Annotated in this window: 21 protein-coding genes; 11 read left to right on the top strand and 10 right to left on the bottom strand. The window is 71.8% G+C overall.

Translation table 11 applies throughout. From position 1 onward, the window contains the following. Positions 1-17 precede the first annotated feature (17 nt). Positions 18-1,004, bottom strand: a complete 987-nt coding sequence (locus tag ASC54_RS12685; protein ID WP_369813332.1) for a bifunctional methionine sulfoxide reductase B/A protein — start codon at positions 1,002-1,004, stop codon at positions 18-20. 186 nt (positions 1,005-1,190) lie between these two features. Here ASC54_RS12685 and ASC54_RS12200 point away from each other — a divergent pair, with 186 nt between their 5' ends. Genes ASC54_RS12200 through ASC54_RS12190 form a run of 3 tightly spaced genes read left to right on the top strand, consistent with a single transcriptional unit; the run spans position 1,191 to position 2,433 of the window. Beyond that, positions 1,191-1,607 (top strand): DUF1801 domain-containing protein, encoded by a 417-nt coding sequence (locus ASC54_RS12200; protein ID WP_162242512.1) that lies wholly within the window; start codon positions 1,191-1,193, stop codon positions 1,605-1,607. Then, a complete protein-coding gene (locus tag ASC54_RS12195; protein ID WP_156376830.1) occupies positions 1,604-2,161 on the top strand; it encodes a DUF1697 domain-containing protein in 558 nt (185 codons plus the stop codon). The genes ASC54_RS12200 and ASC54_RS12195 overlap by 4 nt, the downstream gene beginning before the upstream one ends. Then, positions 2,158-2,433 (top strand): hypothetical protein, encoded by a 276-nt coding sequence (locus tag ASC54_RS12190; protein WP_055861753.1) that lies wholly within the window; start codon positions 2,158-2,160, stop codon positions 2,431-2,433. The genes ASC54_RS12195 and ASC54_RS12190 overlap by 4 nt, the downstream gene beginning before the upstream one ends. Here ASC54_RS12190 and ASC54_RS12185 read toward each other — a convergent pair. After that, complete coding sequence (locus ASC54_RS12185) at positions 2,430-3,428, bottom strand: DMT family transporter (RefSeq protein ID WP_055899286.1); 999 nt, start codon at positions 3,426-3,428, stop codon at positions 2,430-2,432. The genes ASC54_RS12190 and ASC54_RS12185 overlap by 4 nt on opposite strands. A gap of 73 nt (positions 3,429-3,501) precedes the next feature. Between ASC54_RS12185 and ASC54_RS12180 the strand changes: the two genes are divergently transcribed. Further along, positions 3,502-5,067, top strand: a complete 1,566-nt coding sequence (locus ASC54_RS12180; protein WP_055899284.1) for a flotillin family protein — start codon at positions 3,502-3,504, stop codon at positions 5,065-5,067. A 61-nt stretch (positions 5,068-5,128) separates the two neighbouring features. Here ASC54_RS12180 and ASC54_RS12175 read toward each other — a convergent pair whose 3' ends face one another. Beyond that, positions 5,129-5,986, bottom strand: a complete 858-nt coding sequence (locus tag ASC54_RS12175; RefSeq protein WP_055861745.1) for an AraC family transcriptional regulator — start codon at positions 5,984-5,986, stop codon at positions 5,129-5,131. 182 nt (positions 5,987-6,168) lie between these two features. Here ASC54_RS12175 and ASC54_RS12170 point away from each other — a divergent pair, with 182 nt between their 5' ends. Continuing rightward, complete coding sequence (locus ASC54_RS12170; RefSeq protein ID WP_055861742.1) at positions 6,169-6,630, top strand: VOC family protein; 462 nt, start codon at positions 6,169-6,171, stop codon at positions 6,628-6,630. A 23-nt stretch (positions 6,631-6,653) separates the two neighbouring features. On the opposite strand, the gene ASC54_RS12165 is transcribed toward ASC54_RS12170, so the two are convergent. Then, on the bottom strand, positions 6,654-7,250 hold the full coding sequence (locus tag ASC54_RS12165) for a GNAT family N-acetyltransferase (RefSeq protein ID WP_055899282.1): 597 nt from the start codon (positions 7,248-7,250) through the stop codon (positions 6,654-6,656). A 36-nt stretch (positions 7,251-7,286) separates the two neighbouring features. After that, a complete protein-coding gene (locus ASC54_RS12900) occupies positions 7,287-7,445 on the bottom strand; it encodes an LPXTG cell wall anchor domain-containing protein (protein WP_156376828.1) in 159 nt (52 codons plus the stop codon). A 139-nt stretch (positions 7,446-7,584) separates the two neighbouring features. Between ASC54_RS12900 and argG the strand changes: the two genes are divergently transcribed. Next, positions 7,585-9,027 (top strand): argininosuccinate synthase, encoded by a 1,443-nt coding sequence (gene argG, locus ASC54_RS12160; protein ID WP_055899279.1) that lies wholly within the window; start codon positions 7,585-7,587, stop codon positions 9,025-9,027. Positions 9,028-9,058: 31 nt separating this feature from the next. On the opposite strand, the gene ASC54_RS12155 is transcribed toward argG, so the two are convergent. Next, positions 9,059-9,586: a helix-turn-helix domain-containing protein gene (locus ASC54_RS12155; RefSeq protein ID WP_162242511.1), complete on the bottom strand. Its 528-nt coding sequence runs from the start codon at positions 9,584-9,586 to the stop codon at positions 9,059-9,061. Between the two features lie 105 nt (positions 9,587-9,691). On the opposite strand from ASC54_RS12155, the gene ASC54_RS13005 reads away from it, so the two are divergent. Both ASC54_RS13005 and ASC54_RS12145 read left to right on the top strand, forming a co-directional pair. Further along, positions 9,692-10,057 (top strand): hypothetical protein, encoded by a 366-nt coding sequence (locus ASC54_RS13005; RefSeq protein ID WP_055861731.1) that lies wholly within the window; start codon positions 9,692-9,694, stop codon positions 10,055-10,057. Further along, positions 10,054-10,968 (top strand): alpha/beta hydrolase, encoded by a 915-nt coding sequence (locus tag ASC54_RS12145; RefSeq protein ID WP_055861728.1) that lies wholly within the window; start codon positions 10,054-10,056, stop codon positions 10,966-10,968. The genes ASC54_RS13005 and ASC54_RS12145 overlap by 4 nt, the downstream gene beginning before the upstream one ends. A gap of 36 nt (positions 10,969-11,004) precedes the next feature. Here the strand turns inward: ASC54_RS12145 and ASC54_RS12140 are convergent, their stop codons facing one another. From ASC54_RS12140 to ASC54_RS12135, 3 genes are all read right to left on the bottom strand, one after another. Further along, complete coding sequence (locus tag ASC54_RS12140; RefSeq protein ID WP_055861725.1) at positions 11,005-11,235, bottom strand: hypothetical protein; 231 nt, start codon at positions 11,233-11,235, stop codon at positions 11,005-11,007. A gap of 54 nt (positions 11,236-11,289) precedes the next feature. Then, positions 11,290-11,460 carry a hypothetical protein gene (locus ASC54_RS12895; protein WP_156376826.1) on the bottom strand — a complete coding sequence of 57 codons (171 nt, stop codon included), beginning with the start codon at positions 11,458-11,460 and terminating at the stop codon, positions 11,290-11,292. Between the two features lie 339 nt (positions 11,461-11,799). Further along, positions 11,800-13,602 carry a DEAD/DEAH box helicase gene (locus tag ASC54_RS12135; protein ID WP_055861722.1) on the bottom strand — a complete coding sequence of 601 codons (1,803 nt, stop codon included), beginning with the start codon at positions 13,600-13,602 and terminating at the stop codon, positions 11,800-11,802. Between the two features lie 81 nt (positions 13,603-13,683). Between ASC54_RS12135 and ASC54_RS12130 the strand changes: the two genes are divergently transcribed. Genes ASC54_RS12130 through rlmN form a run of 3 tightly spaced genes read left to right on the top strand, consistent with a single transcriptional unit; the run spans position 13,684 to position 15,775 of the window. Continuing rightward, positions 13,684-14,022, top strand: coding sequence for a helix-turn-helix transcriptional regulator (locus ASC54_RS12130; protein ID WP_055861720.1), 339 nt, complete (start codon positions 13,684-13,686; stop codon positions 14,020-14,022). A 20-nt stretch (positions 14,023-14,042) separates the two neighbouring features. Then, positions 14,043-14,528, top strand: a complete 486-nt coding sequence (locus ASC54_RS12125; protein ID WP_055861717.1) for an SRPBCC domain-containing protein — start codon at positions 14,043-14,045, stop codon at positions 14,526-14,528. Positions 14,529-14,548: 20 nt separating this feature from the next. Next, positions 14,549-15,775 carry a 23S rRNA (adenine(2503)-C(2))-methyltransferase RlmN gene (gene rlmN, locus ASC54_RS12120; RefSeq protein WP_055861715.1) on the top strand — a complete coding sequence of 409 codons (1,227 nt, stop codon included), beginning with the start codon at positions 14,549-14,551 and terminating at the stop codon, positions 15,773-15,775. Between the two features lie 53 nt (positions 15,776-15,828). Here the strand turns inward: rlmN and ASC54_RS12115 are convergent, their stop codons facing one another. Then, the gene (locus ASC54_RS12115) at positions 15,829-16,329 is read right to left on the bottom strand and encodes a YciI family protein (RefSeq protein ID WP_235451470.1); all 501 of its coding nucleotides are present in this window, start codon (positions 16,327-16,329) and stop codon (positions 15,829-15,831) included. Positions 16,330-16,412: the final 83 nt, after the last annotated feature.

The raw sequence follows: 16,412 nt of genomic DNA, 5'->3' as shown, positions 1-16,412 counted from the left end.
AAGGCTAGCGGGGGCGCCTAGCTCGCCGCCGCCTCGTCGCGCCGCGGCAGGGTCCAGCCCGGCCGCGGGTAGTGGCACGTGTAGCCGTTGGGGTGCTTGATCAGATAGTCCTGGTGCTCCTCCTCGGCCTGCCAGAACGGGCCGACCTTCTCGATCGTCGTGACGGCGGGGCCGGGCCAGCGGCGCGTGGCGTCGACGTCGGCGATGGTCTCGCGGGCGACGTGCTCCTGCTCGGGGGCGAGCGGGAAGATCGCCGAGCGGTAGCTCGAGCCGACGTCGTTGCCCTGGCGGTCCTTCGTCGACGGGTCGTGGATCTGGAAGAAGAACGCCAGGATGTCGCGGTAGGTCGTCGTGGTCGGGTCGAAGACGATCTCGACGGCCTCGGCGTGGCCGGGGTGGTTGCGGTAGGTGGCGTGGTCGTTGCGCCCGCCGGTGTAGCCGACGCGCGTGCTGATGACGCCCGGCTGCCTGCGGATCAGATCCTCCATGCCCCAGAAGCAGCCGCCGGCGAGAACGGCGGTCTCGGTGCCGGGGGTGCGGGTGATCTCGCCGATGCTGAGGTCGATGGACATGGCGTCTCCGTTCGAGGTGGTCGTGGTGCCGGCACCGCCGGTCGAGAAGTGGGCGACGAACTCGCCGTACCCCTCGGCCTCGAGCCGGTCGACGGGGATGAACCGCAGCGATGCCGAGTTCATGCAGTAGCGCAGGCCTCCGGCCTCGCGCGGGCCGTCATCGAAGACGTGCCCGAGATGGCTGTCGGCGCCCGAGGAGCGCACCTCGACGCGCTTCATCCAGAGCGTGCGATCGGTCTTCGTCGTCACGGCCTCGGCGCTGATCGGCTTCGTGAAGCTCGGCCAGCCGGTGCCGCTGTCGAACTTGTCGCGGCTCGAGAACAGCGGCTGCCCCGAGACGATGTCGACGTAGAGGCCGGCGGCCTTGCTGTCGTGGTACTCGTTGCGGAACGCCGGCTCGGTGCCGTCGTTCTGCGTGACCTTGCGCTGCATCGGGGTGAGGCGGGCGATCGCCTCGGGGGTGGCGCGGTACGGGTTGGTCATGGCGGGTCCTTCCGACGGGGCTGCGTTCGGCAGCCACTGGGGTCAACACTGCAGGGCCCGTCTGCGTTCCCGCCGCCGTGAGCCTGTGCGTGCGCCATGATGGCGGCACCGGTTCCCGACGAGAGGGGCGATCAGATGACGGATGCTGCGCCGATGCCGCCCGCGATCGAGCAGTTCCTCGGCTCTGTGCCGCAGCCCGAGGCCGCGCGGGCCCTCCGCACGCTGTGCGCGCTCATCCTCGCCGCGGAGCCGCGGCTCGGAGCCGCCATCAAGTGGAACGCCCCGAGCTTCACGCTCGACGGCCGCGATGTGGTGACCACCGGCGTGAACCGCGATGGGAGCATCCGCCTGGTTCTTCATCGGGGCGCCGCGAGAGCCGCACCCGGCACGCAGCGGCCGACGATGGACGACCCGGATGCCCTGCTCGAGTGGCGCGGTGTCGATCGTGCGATCGCGACGTTCGCCGACGACGGCGCGGTCCGGGGGAACGCGGATGCCGTGCGCGCCCTCGTCCGGCAGTGGGTCTCGACTGCGGAGCCGACGACGGCATGAGGCACGTCCTCCTCATCCGGAACGTCAATGTCGGCCAGCGCGGTCAGCCGAGCACGGCCGACCTGCTCGACGGCGTCGCCGCGGCGGGCGCGGTCGACGCGGTGAGCGTGCAGAGCAACGGCACGGTGGTGGTCGAGTCGGGCGACCCGTCGGCGCTCGCCGAGGCGGTGGAGGATGCGCTCGGGAGCGCGACGGGCATCCGCCGCGAGGTCTTCGCTCTGCCGATGGAGGTGATCGAGGCGATCGCCGACGACCACGGCGACCGGCCGGACGCCTCGCGCCGCGAGCTGACGGTGCACGCCGCGCCCGCCGTCGACCCCTCGACCGCGGCGGCGGAGTCCGCGCAGCGTCTCGGGGGCTGCTGCATCGTGGCGACGGGCGAGCATGCCGGGAGCGCCTGGGCGGTCGTGCTCAACGACGTCGAACGGCAGAGCAACGGCACCCCCGTGATCGAGAGGGTCGCAGTGACGCCGGCGACGTCCCGCAGCCTCGCGACTCTGCGGCGCGTCGTGGAGCGCTTCGGCGACGGCGGCTCCGTACTGTCACCGACATGACGAATGTTTATCTGCGGTGGCTCGGTGCCATCGCGATCGTGCTCCCGTCCATCGCGGCGTTCCTGTGGGTCGTGGGCATCGCGCGCGACGCCCAGGAGTTCGGCGCGGGGGCGCTCGACTTCGCGATCGCCGGCTCCCTGCTCCAGTGGGGTGTGCTGTCGCTTCTGCTCTGGCTGGTCGGCCGCGGCATCACTGCACATCTTCCGCCGTTGACCACCGGGGCCGGCGCGGAGGATATCCCCGACGTCGCATCGGCCCCGGAGCCGGCCTAGCGGACGATCGGCTCCGTCGGCGGCATCGCCTCGTCGAGCACCTCGTCGAGCGACGGATGCTCGGGCTGGGTCGCGGGGGAGGCCTCGGCATCAGCATCCATCGCCTGATCGCCGGTGCCGGCGGCCGCTCGCCCTCGAGGGTCGGGCCGCGTCACGAGCGCGCAGCCCGCGAGGATCGTGACGAAGCCCACGAGCGTCCAGATCGTGATCGCCTCGCCGAGGAAGAGCGCGCCCGCGAGCACCGCGACCGCCGGGTTCACGTAGGTGATCGCCGACATGCGAATGGGGCCGACCTCCGCGACGAGCGCGAACATCAGCAGGAAGGCGACGGCGCTGCACAGCACGGCGAGGACCACGACGGACACGATCGTCATCGTCGACGGCACTTCGGTCGGCCACCCGCCGGTGAGCGCCACGATCGGGAGGTAGGCGAGCGCGCTGAGTCCGAGCGCGACGGCGATGACGCCGACGCCGGGCAGGTCGTGCATCCAGCGGGCGAGGATGGCCGGGCCGATCGCGTAGCCGATGACGGCGACGGCGAGCTGGGCGACGGCTCCGAGGTCGGAGCCGCCCACGTCGAGGCCGACGATCGCGGCGACGCCGAGCATCCCGAGCGCGACCCCGACCCCGTTGACCGCCGTCAGCCGGTCGCGGCGGCCCATCACGAACGCGACGACGATCGCCACGAGGGGGATGCTCGCCAGCAGCAGCCCGACCGTCGAGCTCGGCAGCGTCTGCTCGGCGGCGTTGATGAAGTACCAGGCGAGAACGATCTCGAACAGGGTGAAGGCGAGGAGCGGCCTCCAGCGGCGCAGCACGGGGCGGATCGCGCGGTGGCGGGCCGCGATGGGCAGCAGCAGGGCGGCGGCGAGGGTCGTGCGGGCGAGGACGAGGAACTCGGGGCTCAGCTCGGCGATCGCGATCTTGATGAACAGGTACGGGATGCCCCAGATGACGCCGAGGGAGGCGAAGAGGATGAGGCCGCGGCGTGTCATGTGCTCATTCTGGCGCGCCGCGCGGAGCGGACGGATCCTCGTCTTCAGCCCGCTCCTCGGCCATACTGGCGCCATGCCCCCAGCACTCTCCAGCGAAGCCCTGTCCACCGCGATCGGCATCGGAGCCGTCGTCCTCCTGCTCGCGATCGTCACGATCGTCCTCCTGCGCGGCATCAAGGTCGCCAAGCCCGACGAGGCGATCATCGTCACGTCGCGCCAGAAGGCGACCACCGAGCGCCCGCAGAACAACGAGTTCGACAACGTCGGCCAGAAGGTCGTCTTCGGCTCGCGCGTGTTCGTGAAGCCCATCATCGAGGCGTACTTCAAGCTCAGCCTCCGCAGCCGCCAGCTCAACGTGCAGGCGACCGCGCAGACGAAGGACGCCATCACGATCAAGGTCAACGCCGTCGCCGTCGTCAAGGTCGGCGGCAGCGAGACCATGGTCCGCGCCGCCGCGCAGCGATTCCTCAACCAGCAGGACCAGATCGAGTCGTCGACCGAGGAGGTCCTGAGCGGCTCGGTGCGCTCGATCGTCGGCCAGCTCACCGTGACCGAGATCATCACCAACCGCTCGGCCCTGCAGGAGCAGGTGCTCGAGGCCGTGCGCGAGGCGCTCGACATCCAGGGACTGCAGATCGACACTCTGCAGATCAAGGAGATCGACGACGACAACAACTACATCCGCGACCTCGGTCGCGCCGAGGCGGCGCGCGTCAAGCAGGTCGCCGAGGTCGCCGAGGCGATCGCGCAGCAGGCGTCGGAGGAGGCCCGCATCGCCGCGGCCCAGGCGATCGCCGAGCAGCAGCGCAAGCTCGATCTGCGGAACGCCGAGATCCAGAAGGAGACCGACAAGGCCCGCGCCGAGGCCTCGGCCGCGAAGCCGCTCGCCGAAGCGATCGCCCAGCAGGAGGTCGTCGCGCAGCAGGAGGTCACGGCCGCCAAGCGCGTCGGCCTGCGCAAGCAGGAGCTCGACGCCGAGGTGCGCGCCGTCGCCGACGCGCAGGCGTACGCCCTCGAGAAGGAGGCGAGCGCAGCCGCCGCGGCGGCCGTCGCGAGCGCCGGCGCCGACAGGGATGCCCGTCGTGCGGCCGCCGAAGCCATCGAGTCGGAGGGCGTGGCCGAGCGCAATCGCCGCCGCAGCGCCGCGGAGGCCGTCGAAGCCGAGGGTATCGCGGAGAAGAACCGCCGCATCGCCGCCGCCGAGGCGCTCGCCGCGGAGGGCGAGGCCGAGGCCGGAGCCATCCGTCTCAAGGGAACGGCCGAGGCCGACTCGACGCGGGCCCAGGCCGAGGCGCTCGCCGAGCGCGCCGAGGCGCTGCTGCGTCAGCGCATCATCGACCAGCTGCCCGCGATCGTGCGCGCGGCCTCCGAGCCGCTCTCGGCGATCTCGTCGATGACGGTCATCTCAAGCGACGGCAAGGGCGCCGGGCAGATCGGCGACTCGGTCGCCGGACAGCTCGCGACCTCCACGAAGCTCATCAAGGAGCTCGTCGGCATCGACATCGCCGAGATCATCCAGGGACGCGCCTCCGGCGAGGCCGCGGGCGAGGCCATCGGCGCGGCGCTCGCGGGCAGCGGCGCGCGCGGCTCGGGCTCGCGCGGCAAGCGCGCGAGCGGCTCCTCCACCCCGGCCGAGTAGCGAGGGGCGGATGCTCGGCGCTGGTCGAGCATCCGCCCCTCGTGCCGACGGGCCGAGACGGTCAGCTCGCGGGCTCGACCGGTAGCCACAGCTCGCCGCGCGCGCGTCCGTGTTCGAGGGGTTCGACCGACAGCAGCTCGGGGCCGGGGCGGAGCCGGTAGGGGTTCGCGGGGAGCCACTCGGCATACGCGCGCGCCCACAGCTGCTGGATCGCTTCGGGCGCCTGCCCCTCGCCCTCGATGACGAGCCAGGAGCCCGCGGCAACTGCGACGACGTCGTCCTCCGGCGACGGCTCGGCCATCGTCGCGACGCCGACGGTGTAGCGCAGCATCGAGCCCTCGACGCGCTCGTCGGCGAACTCGTCGCAGACCGACAGGACGCCCGTCGGCTCGCGGTCGGAGAGCGCGGCGAGGCGCGCCCGCTCCGTCGCGCTGACCGATCGCTCAAAGGACTCGATCGCCGGGTTCGGGCCCGAGAAGACGATCGGCGCGCGCGTGCTGCGCCCGACGATGCGGAACTCCTCGGTCGTGACGATGCGGTACTCCATGTCGGTGCTCCCTTCGATCGTGAGGTGGAATGACAATCGCGGCTGCGAGCGCAGCACCGCGCCGGGTCGACGGGCCTGCTCGGGCCCGATTCCATGCACTGCGCTGAACGCGCGCGAGAACGAGTCGGCGGAGCCGTAGCCGAAGCGCACGGCGATGTCGCTGAGGCTCTCGCGCCCGTCGCGTACCGCAGCGGCGGCGACGGTGAGCCGCCGTCGGCGGATGTACTCCGACAGCGGCATACCGGCGAGCGTCGAGAACATGCGCCGGAAGTGGTACTCGCTCGTGAGCGCGACGCGCGCGAGCTCGGCGGCGTCGATGTCGCCGCCGAGGCGCTCATCGATCAGCTCGATCGCGCGATTCCAGCCCTCCATGCGCACTCCTCACCTCGGTCGTCGACCGCGCGGTGTCGCGTCGGTCGTGATCCACGCTAGGCGCGCAGCGCGGCCCGTGCCCGATGATCGGTGCCCGGGTCGGCCGGGCCGCGCCGCCGCAGCGCCTGCGCCGAGCATCCGCCCCTTGTCGGCGGAGCGCGCCGGGCGTAGCGTCGCGCTCCATGAGTGTCGTGCCGTGCCTGTGGTTCGAGTCGGAGGCGGCGGAGGCCGCCGAGTTCTACGTCGGGCTGCTGCCCGGCTCGCGCCTCACCGGGCGCATGGACGGGCCGCCGGGGCAGCCGCCGGTGAGCGTCGACTTCGAGCTCCAGGGGCAGCGGATGCTCGCGCTCAACGGGCGCTCCGCCGGGCAGCCGGGCTTCACCGATGCGCTCTCGCTGCAGATCGAGGCGGACTCGCAGGAGGAGATCGATCGGCTGTGGGATGCCCTCATCGCCAACGGGGGAGCGCCCGGCCGCTGCGGCTGGCTCCGCGATCGCTTCGGGGTGTCGTGGCAGGTCGTGCCCGCCCGCTGGGCGGAGCTGCTCCAGCAGCCGGATCCGCAGGCGGCGAAGCGGGTCATGGAGGCGATGATGCGGATGGACCGGCTCGTGATCGCCGAGCTCGAGGCGGCGGCCGCGGGCTGACCCGTCGGCGAGCGAGCTGCCGCTCAGGCGTCGAAGTCGAGCCGCATGACGCGGCGGCGCTTCGTCGGCCGCGAGACCTCGGTGAAGCCCGCCGCGAGGAACGGCCCCACGGGGCCGACGCTCAGCTCGTCCCACGTGACCTCGGCGCCGCCCGTCACCATCGGGTAGCCCTCGACGGCGCGCGCTCCCTGCGTGCGGGCGTGCTCGGCGGCGGCCGCGACGAGCGGGTAGGTGAGCCCCTGGTGGCGGAACCCGCGGCGCACGACGAGGCACGCGATCGCCCACACTCCGTCGTCGTCCTTGTCCTCGAGGCGCCCGGCCCACGGCACGGGGGAGTTGCGCAGGCGGCGGTAGGCGGGGCGGGCATCCACCGCGACCCAGCCGGCCGGGTCGTCGTCGACCCACGCGACGAGGCCGACCGTGCGCGTCGCCCGCGGGTCATCGCAGCCGGTCGCCTCGCGCAGGATCGCGGCGCGCTGCTCGACCGGCGCGGCGTACCAGTCGTGGTCGCCGAGCCGCTGGCGCGTGCACTGGCAGCGGCCGGCGGTGCCCGTGAGGATCAGCTGCAGCTCGACCCAGCTCGCCTCGTTCGCCGGGGCGATGCGCAGCGGTGCGGTCATGCGCCGAGCGTACTCAGCCCGCCCCGCCGCCGTCGGTCAGTCGCGCGTCGCGCGGCGCCGGAACCAGCCCCACACCGCGGTCGCGACGAGCAGGACGAGGCCGAGGAACGCGAGCCAGAGCAGCCCCTCGATCACGAAGCCGATGACCGCGAAGGCGGCCCAGATGACGAGCAGGACGACGATGAGCTTGAGCATCCGAGCGACGATAGCCGAGGGCTGCGGATGCCCGCCAGCGGGCTGCACGGGCGATGCCCAGCCGCGCCCGCGCATCCGTCGCCCGCTCGTGCCGCACGGCGGCACCGGGCCGGCCCGGCCGCCGATAGAATCGGGGATCGTGTCCAAGGTCCTGACTTCCCTGCCCGTCGGCGAGCGCGTCGGCATCGCCTTCTCCGGGGGCCTCGACACCTCCGTCGCCGTCGCGTGGATGCGCGACAAGGGCGCCATCCCCTGCACCTACACGGGCGACCTCGGCCAGCCCGACGAGCCCGACGTCGAGGCCGTGCCCGGCCGCGCGAAGGAGTACGGCGCCGAGATCAGCCGCCTCGTCGACGCGAAGGCCGCCCTCGTCGAGGAGGGCCTCGTCGCCCTCGCGTGCGGCGCCTTCCACATCCGCAGCGGCGGCAAGGCCTACTTCAACACCACGCCCCTCGGGCGCGCCGTGACCGGCACCCTGCTCGTGCGCGCCATGAAGGACGACGGCGTCGAGATCTGGGGCGACGGCAGCACCTACAAGGGCAACGACATCGAGCGCTTCTACCGCTACGGCCTGCTCGCCAACCCCCGCCTGCGCATCTACAAGCCGTGGCTCGACGCCGACTTCGTCACCGAGCTCGGCGGCCGCCAGGAGATGAGCGAGTGGCTCGTCGCGCACGGGTTCCCGTACCGCGACTCGGCCGAGAAGGCCTACTCGACCGACGCCAACATCTGGGGCGCCACGCACGAGGCGAAGACGCTCGAGCACCTGGACGTCTCGCTCGAGACGGTCGAGCCGATCATGGGCGTGCGCTTCTGGGATGAGTCGGTGCAGATCGACACCGAGGATGTCCGCATCGCGTTCGTCGAGGGCCGCCCGACCGCGATCAACGGCGTCGAGTTCGCCGACGCGGTCGAGCTCGTGCTCGAGGCGAACCGCATCGGCGGCCGCCACGGCCTCGGCATGAGCGACCAGATCGAGAACCGCATCATCGAGGCCAAGAGCCGCGGCATCTACGAGGCGCCGGGCATGGCGCTGCTGCACATCGCGTACGAGCGGCTGCTCAACGGCGTCCACAACGAGGACACGATCGCGAACTACCACGCCGAGGGTCGCCGCCTGGGCCGCCTCATGTACGAGGGCCGGTGGCTCGACCCGCAGTCGCTCATGCTGCGCGAGAGCATCCAGAAGTGGGTCGGATCGGCCGTGACCGGCGAGGTGTCGCTGCGACTGCGCCGCGGCGACGACTACACGATCCTCGACACGACCGGCCCCGGCCTGTCGTACTCGCCCGAGAAGCTCTCGATGGAGCGCGTCGGCGACGCCGCCTTCGGCCCCACCGACCGCATCGGCCAGCTCACGATGCGCAACCTCGACATCGCCGACTCGCGCGCCCGCCTCGAGCAGTACGCGGCGCAGGGCATCATCGGCGGCGCGACCGCCCAGCTCGTGGGCCGCATCACGGCCGGCCACGCGGACGAGGTCACCGAGTCGGCCGCCCCGTCGTCGTCGGCGGATGCGGCGCTCGCTCACGCGGTCGACGCGGCGAACGAGGCCTCGGCTTTCGACTCCGGCACCGACTAGCTCGCGGTGAGCGCCTGCGGCTCCCGTCGAGTCAGTCGACCGGGAGGCTGACGGTTCCAAGGATGCGGCGACGCGCGCCGTCGGGCGCCTCCGAACGCTCGATGAGGGGGAGCAGGGCATCCCGGATCGTCGCGGCGACCGCCCGCCACTCGTCGTCCGTGGCGACCACGGCGACCTGTCGGAAGCCGACGAGATCCTCCTCCAGGGTGGACCGAGGCGCGGCGAGGTAGTCGTCGAAGGCCGCGGCGAGCGACGCCAGGTAGGCGAGGAAGCCGGCGCGTGCGCGTTCGTCGTCCGCGAGCCCCTCGTCGTGGGGGTCGACGCTCGCCCTCGAGAGGTTGAGTCTCAGGGCGCGCTCGCTGGCTCCGCGCACGCGCGTTTCGGAGACGACCTCGATCACGCCGCCGTCGACGAGCGCGGCGACATGACGGTAGAGGGTCGCCGGGGCGACATCGCCGAGCCGCTCGGCCAGCTCACGCGTCGTGATCTGCTCGCGACCGAGCATCGCCTGCACGATGCGCAGGCGGACGGGGTGCAGGAGGAGCGTCGAGGTGGTCACAGGGTCCTTCCCGCAGTGCGGAGGTCGAGTGCGGCCCACTGTATCAATTTCAGGAATGTTATCAACGCTGATAACATTGTGATCGACGACTCCCGAGGAGGATGCATGCCGACCACCATCCACGCCGACCCCAGCGGATTGACACTGAGACTGGGGTGGCTCGACCGCGTGCTCGCGCTCCGCGGCGATGTCAGGATCCATGCTTCCGACATCGACGTGATCGCTGTCGTCCCCGATGGGCTGGCCTCGGTCGCCGGCATCCGTGCTCCCGGGCTGGGGATCCCGGGGGCGCGGAAGATCGGCACCTGGCGCCGGCGTCAGGGGGCGACCGTCGCTGTCGTTCGCGGGCGGGGGCCTGCTCTGTCGATCACAGCGACCGGCGGTCCCGTGCGCAGGATCGTGCTCTCGGCTCCCGATGCCGCGGAGCGCGCAGCAGCTCTGCAGGCTGCGCTCGCAGGGGAGCGCTCGTGACGACGTCGGCCGTCGAGCAGCCGTTCGAGCATCACGGCGCCGTCCGGCTGGTCGGGGTGCGGCGACGGGTCGAGACGCCGAGCGCCGTCGCCGTGCTGCTTCCCGGCAGCGGACCGACCGATCGCGACGGCGATGCGCGCGGCCTCGCACTGGGCATCCAGCGTCAGCTCGCCGAAGGGCTCGCCGAGCGCGGCCTCGAGAGCGTCCGATGGGACAAGCGGGGCGTCGGCGAGTCGGAGGGGGAGTTCCTCACGACGGGCTTCGACGACCTCCTCGACGATGCACTCGCCATCGTCGACGATGTGCTCGAGAGCGAGCTCCCCGTGATCGTCATCGGCCACAGCGAGGGGGCATTCGTCGCGGCTCGCATCGCCGCGCGTCGGCCCGTCATCGCCGGATTCGTCATGCTGAGCGGCTCCGCGCGCTCGGGTCTCGAGGTCCTGCGGTGGCAGTCGCGCGCCATCGCGGCCGACGTGCCCGGTCTCGTGCGCGGCCTGCTGCGACTGCTGCGCACCGACGTCGAGCAACAGACCGAGAAGAACCGGCAGCGCCTGCTGCGCACGACCGGCGATGTCGCGCGTATCGGCGGGGCTCGCGTGAACGCGCGCTGGTTCCGCGAGTTCATGGCCTACGACCCGCGCGCCGACCTCGACGCGGCGCCCTCGCCGCTGCTCGCGATCACCGGCACGTTCGATCTGCAGTCGCCGCCGGAGGATCTCGCCGTGATCGCGGCCCGCACGGGAGGCCCGACCCGCACGATCGCGCTTGAGGGCGTCAGCCACATCCTGCGCACGCAGTCTCGGCCGACGCTGCGCACCTATCGAGCGGATGCCCGGCGCCCGATCGACGAGCGCGTCGTAGCCATCATCGCCGCGTGGTGGAACGAGCTCAGTGAGGCCGCTTCGCGATAGAGCGTCTCGAGACTCGGCCTTCGACTCCGGCGCCGACTAGACGTCGGGAGCCGTCGCGCGCGCGGCGCCTGCGCGCGCTGCATCGCGCCGGGCGCGTTCGCGCCTGGTGACGAGTCGCAGCACCACCGCGCCGATGGCCAGCACCGCGACGACTCCCGCGATGAGCGGCAGCCACGCATTGAGGGGCGAGTTGAGGATCTCCACCGTGTCGTCGCAGTACACGGTCGGATCGACGCACGAGGCGAGCAGCTCGGTCCACCGGCTCATGCGGTCAGGCTACGCGCGCGAGCGCGGATCGGGAGTGACGATCGCGTCACGATATCAGCGGCGGGAGCGGCGCCGCAGAACCCGCTCGATGAGCAACGTGAGCACGACGACCACGGCCACGAGGGCGGCGCCGATGAGGATCAGGTCGAGCTGATTGCCGAAGAGGTCGGCTGTGTCATCGCAGCGCGGGTCGCCCATGGCGCAGGCCTCGAGTATCGCTCGCATCCTCGCACTCTACGGCTCGGAGTAGCCGGTTGGCCGCGGCGCGTGCACCAACTCAGGAATCCCGGCGCGCCCGCCGCGCTGGGCCCCGTCTCGTGCGGGGAGCGCAGCCGGATCTCCGGAGAACGTGCACGCCGGGCTCCTGCGCAGACGTGGGCTGGACGAGCGACTCGCTCGTGAGCGCATTCGTGACGGCGTGCGGGTCACGCCGCGCGTCTATCGGTCACTCGTTGCGCCGCCCACTGGGCCTCACCCCAACAACTGACCGATAGACGAGCTCGCGTACGTGACGGGCGCACGCCTTACCGGCACCGCCGCCCACGGCTCGCGCAGCGGCGCGGCTCAGTGGCGCGGCTTGCGCGCCGGGCGGTCGTCGCGGTCGCCGCCTCGGCCACCGCCGCGCTCGTCGCGCGAGGCGCCGCGGCGCGGGCCGCGATCAGGCTTGAGCTCGATGAGCCGGCCGCTGATGCGGGTGGACTCGAGCTTGCGCAGCGTCGCCGGGGGCAGCTCTGCGGGCAGCTCGACGACCGAGAAGTCGGGCATGATCCTGATCGCTCCGAAGTCGTCGCGCGACAGCCCGCCCTCGTTCGCGAGGGCGCCGACGATCTGGCGCGGCTCGACGCGGTGGCGCTTGCCGACCTCGATCCGGTAGGGGGCGAGGGCCGGGCCGCCCTCGCGGCGCGGGCGACGCTCGCCGCGATCGGAGCCGGCACCGCCGCCGGACGCGCCGCCGGCCGAACCGCGAGCGTCGGCATCCCGGCTGAACTTGGGCGGGCGGATGTCCTCCTCCGTCAGCAGGAGCGGCGAACCGCCCTGCGCGACGACCGCGAGCGCGGCCGCGACGTCGGCTTCGGGCACGTCATGGTGCTCGACGTAGTGGCCGATGATGTCGCGGAAGACCTCCATGAGGGAGGAGTTCGAGAGCGCCTCGCTGATGGCGTCGTCGAAGCGCGCGAGGCGCGTGGCGTTGACGTCGTCGACGCTCGGCAGCTGCATCTGCGTGAGCGGCTGGCGCGTCGCGCGCTCGATCGCGTCGAGCAGGCGGCGCTCGCGCGGGGTGATGAAGCTGATCGCGGCGCCCGAGCGCCCGGCGCGGCCGGTGCGGCCGATGCGGTGCACGTACGACTCGGTGTCGACGGGGATGTCGAAGTTGACGACGTGGCTGATGCGCTCGACGTCGAGTCCGCGCGCGGCGACGTCGGTCGCGACGAGGATGTCGAGCTTGCCGGACTTCAGCTGCTCGACCGTGCGCTCGCGCTGCACCTGGGCGACGTCGCCGTTGATCGCCTGCGCCGAGTACCCGCGGGCGCGCAGCTTCTCGGCGAGCGTCTCGGTCTCGTTCTTGGTGCGGACGAACACGATCATGCCCTCGAAGTTCTCGACCTCGAGGATGCGCGTGAGGGCGTCGACCTTCTGCTGGTACGACACGACGAGGTACCGCTGCGAGATCGTCGAGGAGGTCGTGGTCTTCGTCTTGACCGTGATCTCCTCCGGGTCGCGGAGGTACTGCTGCGAGATGCGGCGGATCGACGCGGGCATCGTCGCCGAGAACAGCGCCACCTGCTTGTCGGTCGGAGTGTCGGCGAGGATCGTCTCGACGTCCTCCGCGAAGCCCATCTTGAGCATCTCGTCGGCCTCGTCGAGCACGAGGTACTTGAGCTCGGTGAGGTCGAGCGTGCCCTTCTCGAGGTGGTCCATGATGCGGCCGGGGGTTCCGACGACGATGTGCACGCCGCGGCGCAGCGCCGACAGCTGCACGCCGTAGCCCTGCCCGCCGTAGACGGGGAGGACGTGGACGCCCTTGAGGTGGGCGGCGTACTTCTCGAACGCCTCGCACACCTGCAGGGCGAGCTCGCGCGTGGGGGCGAGGACGAGGGCCTGGGGCGACTTCTGCGACAGGTCGAGTCGCGACAGGATCGGCAGGGCGAACGCCGCGGTCTTGCCGGTGCCGGTCTGGGCGAGGCCGACGACGTCGCGACCCTGAAGCAGCGGCGGGATGGTCGCCGCCTGGATCGCCGACGGGGTCTCGTACCCGACGTCGTGGAGGGCCTTCATGACGGCGTCGCTGAGACCCAGAGACGAGAAGGGGATGCTCGGGGGCGCGCTGTCGGCCTCGGTCGCGGTGGTCGAATCAGCAGAGGTCATGGCTTAACGGTATGCCCCGAACGCTTCGCACGCTCACCCGGGCCTTGACGGGGCGGGGGAGCGAGCGTAACGTGCAACCAAATGGTTGTAGATACGCTCTCTCCTGACGAGGTCGATCGCCTGTTCCAGGCGCTCGCCGACGGCACGCGCCGCGACATCCTCACGCGCGCGCTCACCGGCGAGCACTCGGTCACCGCGCTCGCCGCGCGCTACGAGATGAGCTTCGCGGCCGTGCAGAAGCACGTCGCGGTGCTCGAGCGGGCATCCCTCATCGCCAAGGCGCGGCACGGGCGCGAGCAGCTCGTGCGGGCGAACCCCGCCGCGATCGAGCGCGCCCGAGCCCTGCTGCAGTCGTACGAGGCGCTGTGGCGGCACCGCTCCGCCACGATGGACGCCATCCTCGCCGCCGATCGTCCCTGACCCGTCCGGAGGACAGACCCATGCCCGTGATCAGTGCTCGCACCGACCTCGACGCTCTCAGCATGACGTTCGTCACGGAGCACGACGCTCCCGTGGACCGCGTCTGGCAGCTGTGGGCGGACCCTCGGCAGCTCGAGCGCTGGTGGGGCCCGCCCGAGTGGCCCGCGACCTTCACCCGCCACGACTTCGTGCCAGGGGGATGGTCGACGTACGTCATGACGGGGCCGAGCGGCGAGAGGGCACCGGGGTGGTGGATCGCGACGCGCGTCTCCGCGCCGCACCGGTTCGAGTTCGACGACGGCTTCGAGGGGCAGGACGGCGAGCCCGACCCCGCGATGCCCGCGATCTCCTGCACCGTCGAGCTCGACGACGTCGGCGGCGGTCGGACGCGCATGACCTTCACCTCCCGATTCCCGACTCCGGGGGATCAGGCGATGCTGAACGGCATGGGCATCGAGGAGGGCACGCGAGCCGCGCTCGGCCAGATCGACGAGCTGCTCGCCTAGACCCCCGTACCCTGGAGGGCATGGCAGGCATCCGCAACAACGGCACGACACGACCGGTGGCGGATGCCCGGCCGCAGGTCCGCCCCGCGACCGAGGGCTGGCAGCAGAAGCTCGACGGGGAGGGCCGCCCGCTCCTGCAGTTCGCGTCGCCCAAGCGCGGCAAGCCCCCGGTGCACTGGGCGGACCTCGACCTCGAAGGCCGCGTCGCCGCGGTGCGCGAGCGCGGGCTGCCCGCCTTCCGCGCCAAGCAGATCTCGACGCACTACTTCACGCACTACACCTCCGACCCCGCGGCGATGACCGACCTACCCGCGGCGGGGCGCGACGAGCTCATCGCCGGGCTTCTGCCGCCGCTGCTGACGGAGGTGCGCCGGCTCACGACCGACAACGGCGACACCATCAAGTTCCTCTGGAAGCTCCACGACGGCGCCCTCGTCGAGAGCGTGCTCATGCGCTACCCCGGCCGCATCACGCTGTGCGTGAGCTCGCAGGCCGGCTGCGGCATGAACTGCCCGTTCTGCGCGACGGGTCAGGCGGGGCTCACGCGCAACATGTCGGCCGCCGAGATCGTCGACCAGGTCGTCGCCGCCAACCGCGTGCTCGCCGAGGGCGGACTCGGCGGGCGCAGGAAGGGCGATGAGACCCCCGACCGCGTCGGCAACATCGTCTTCATGGGGATGGGCGAGCCGCTCGCGAACTATGCCCGGCTCATGAGCGCGGTGCGCACGATGGTCGCGCCGCAGCCCGACGGGCTCGGGATGAGCGCGCGCAACATCACCGTCTCCACCGTGGGCCTCGTGCCGGCGATCCGGAAGCTCGCCGACGAGCAGATCCCCGTGACGTTCGCCCTGAGCCTCCATGCGCCGGATGACACGCTGCGCGACGAGCTGATCCCGGTCAACTCGCGCTGGAAGGTCGACGAGGCGCTCGACGCCGCGCGCGAGTACTTCGACAAGACCGGTCGTCGTGTCTCGATCGAGTACGCCCTCATCAAGGACATGAACGACCACGCCTGGCGCGCCGACCTGCTGGCCGACAAGCTCCTGCAGCGCGGGCGCGGTTGGGTGCACGTCAACCCCATCCCGCTCAATCCGACGCCCGGGTCGATCTGGACGGCGTCCGACCGCGACGTGCAGAACGAGTTCGTGCGCCGCCTCAACGCGGCGGGCATCCCCACGACGCTGCGCGACACGCGCGGCAAGGAGATCGACGGCGCCTGCGGGCAGCTCGCGGCGGCCGACGCGTAGTCGGCGCGCGGGGAACCGCGGCCGGCGGGCGGCCCGTGCCGGGCATCCGTCGCCTACTGCTCGCGCTGCGCCCTCTTCTCGGAGAGCTCCGCCGCCCAGCCCTCCTCCTTCCGGATGTACTCGTTGTCGGCGAAGTCGGCGAAGTCGCTCTCGTCGGTGATGCGCCGCACCTCGATCGCGTTGCCGGGGCCCAGCGGGCACTTCTTCGCCCACTCGACGGCCTCCTCGAGCGAGGCCGTCTCGATCGCCCAGTAGCCGTTGAAGAGCGCGGCGGTCTCGCCGTAGGCGCCGTGCGCGACCTCGCTCGCGGCGCCGCTCTCGCCGAAGCGCACGACGGCGCCCTGCGCGGCATCGGCCAGGCCCGCGCCGCCGGTCATGACGCCCGCCTCCATCATCGACTCGTTGTACCTCCCCATGGCCGTGATGACCTCCTCGAAGTCGACCTCCTTCGAGGCCGCGAGCGCCTCGTCGGTCGAGCGCATGATGAGCATGAACTGGGGCATGGCGTCTCCTTCGTCGCTGCGGGGGATGCGCGGGTCGAGCCGGGCTCGCATCGCGCGCTCCCACTATGGCCCGATGCGGGCGCGGGAGGAACCGGGCATCCCCCGCTCGCAGGCCGGAGGAGTACCGTGAGGCC

The organism is Yonghaparkia sp. Root332, from assembly GCF_001425665.1.
Lineage (GTDB): Bacteria > Actinomycetota > Actinomycetes > Actinomycetales > Microbacteriaceae > Microcella.
The sequence above is the reverse complement of the archived record's forward strand: the minus strand, read 5'-3'. Positions and strand labels throughout refer to the sequence as shown.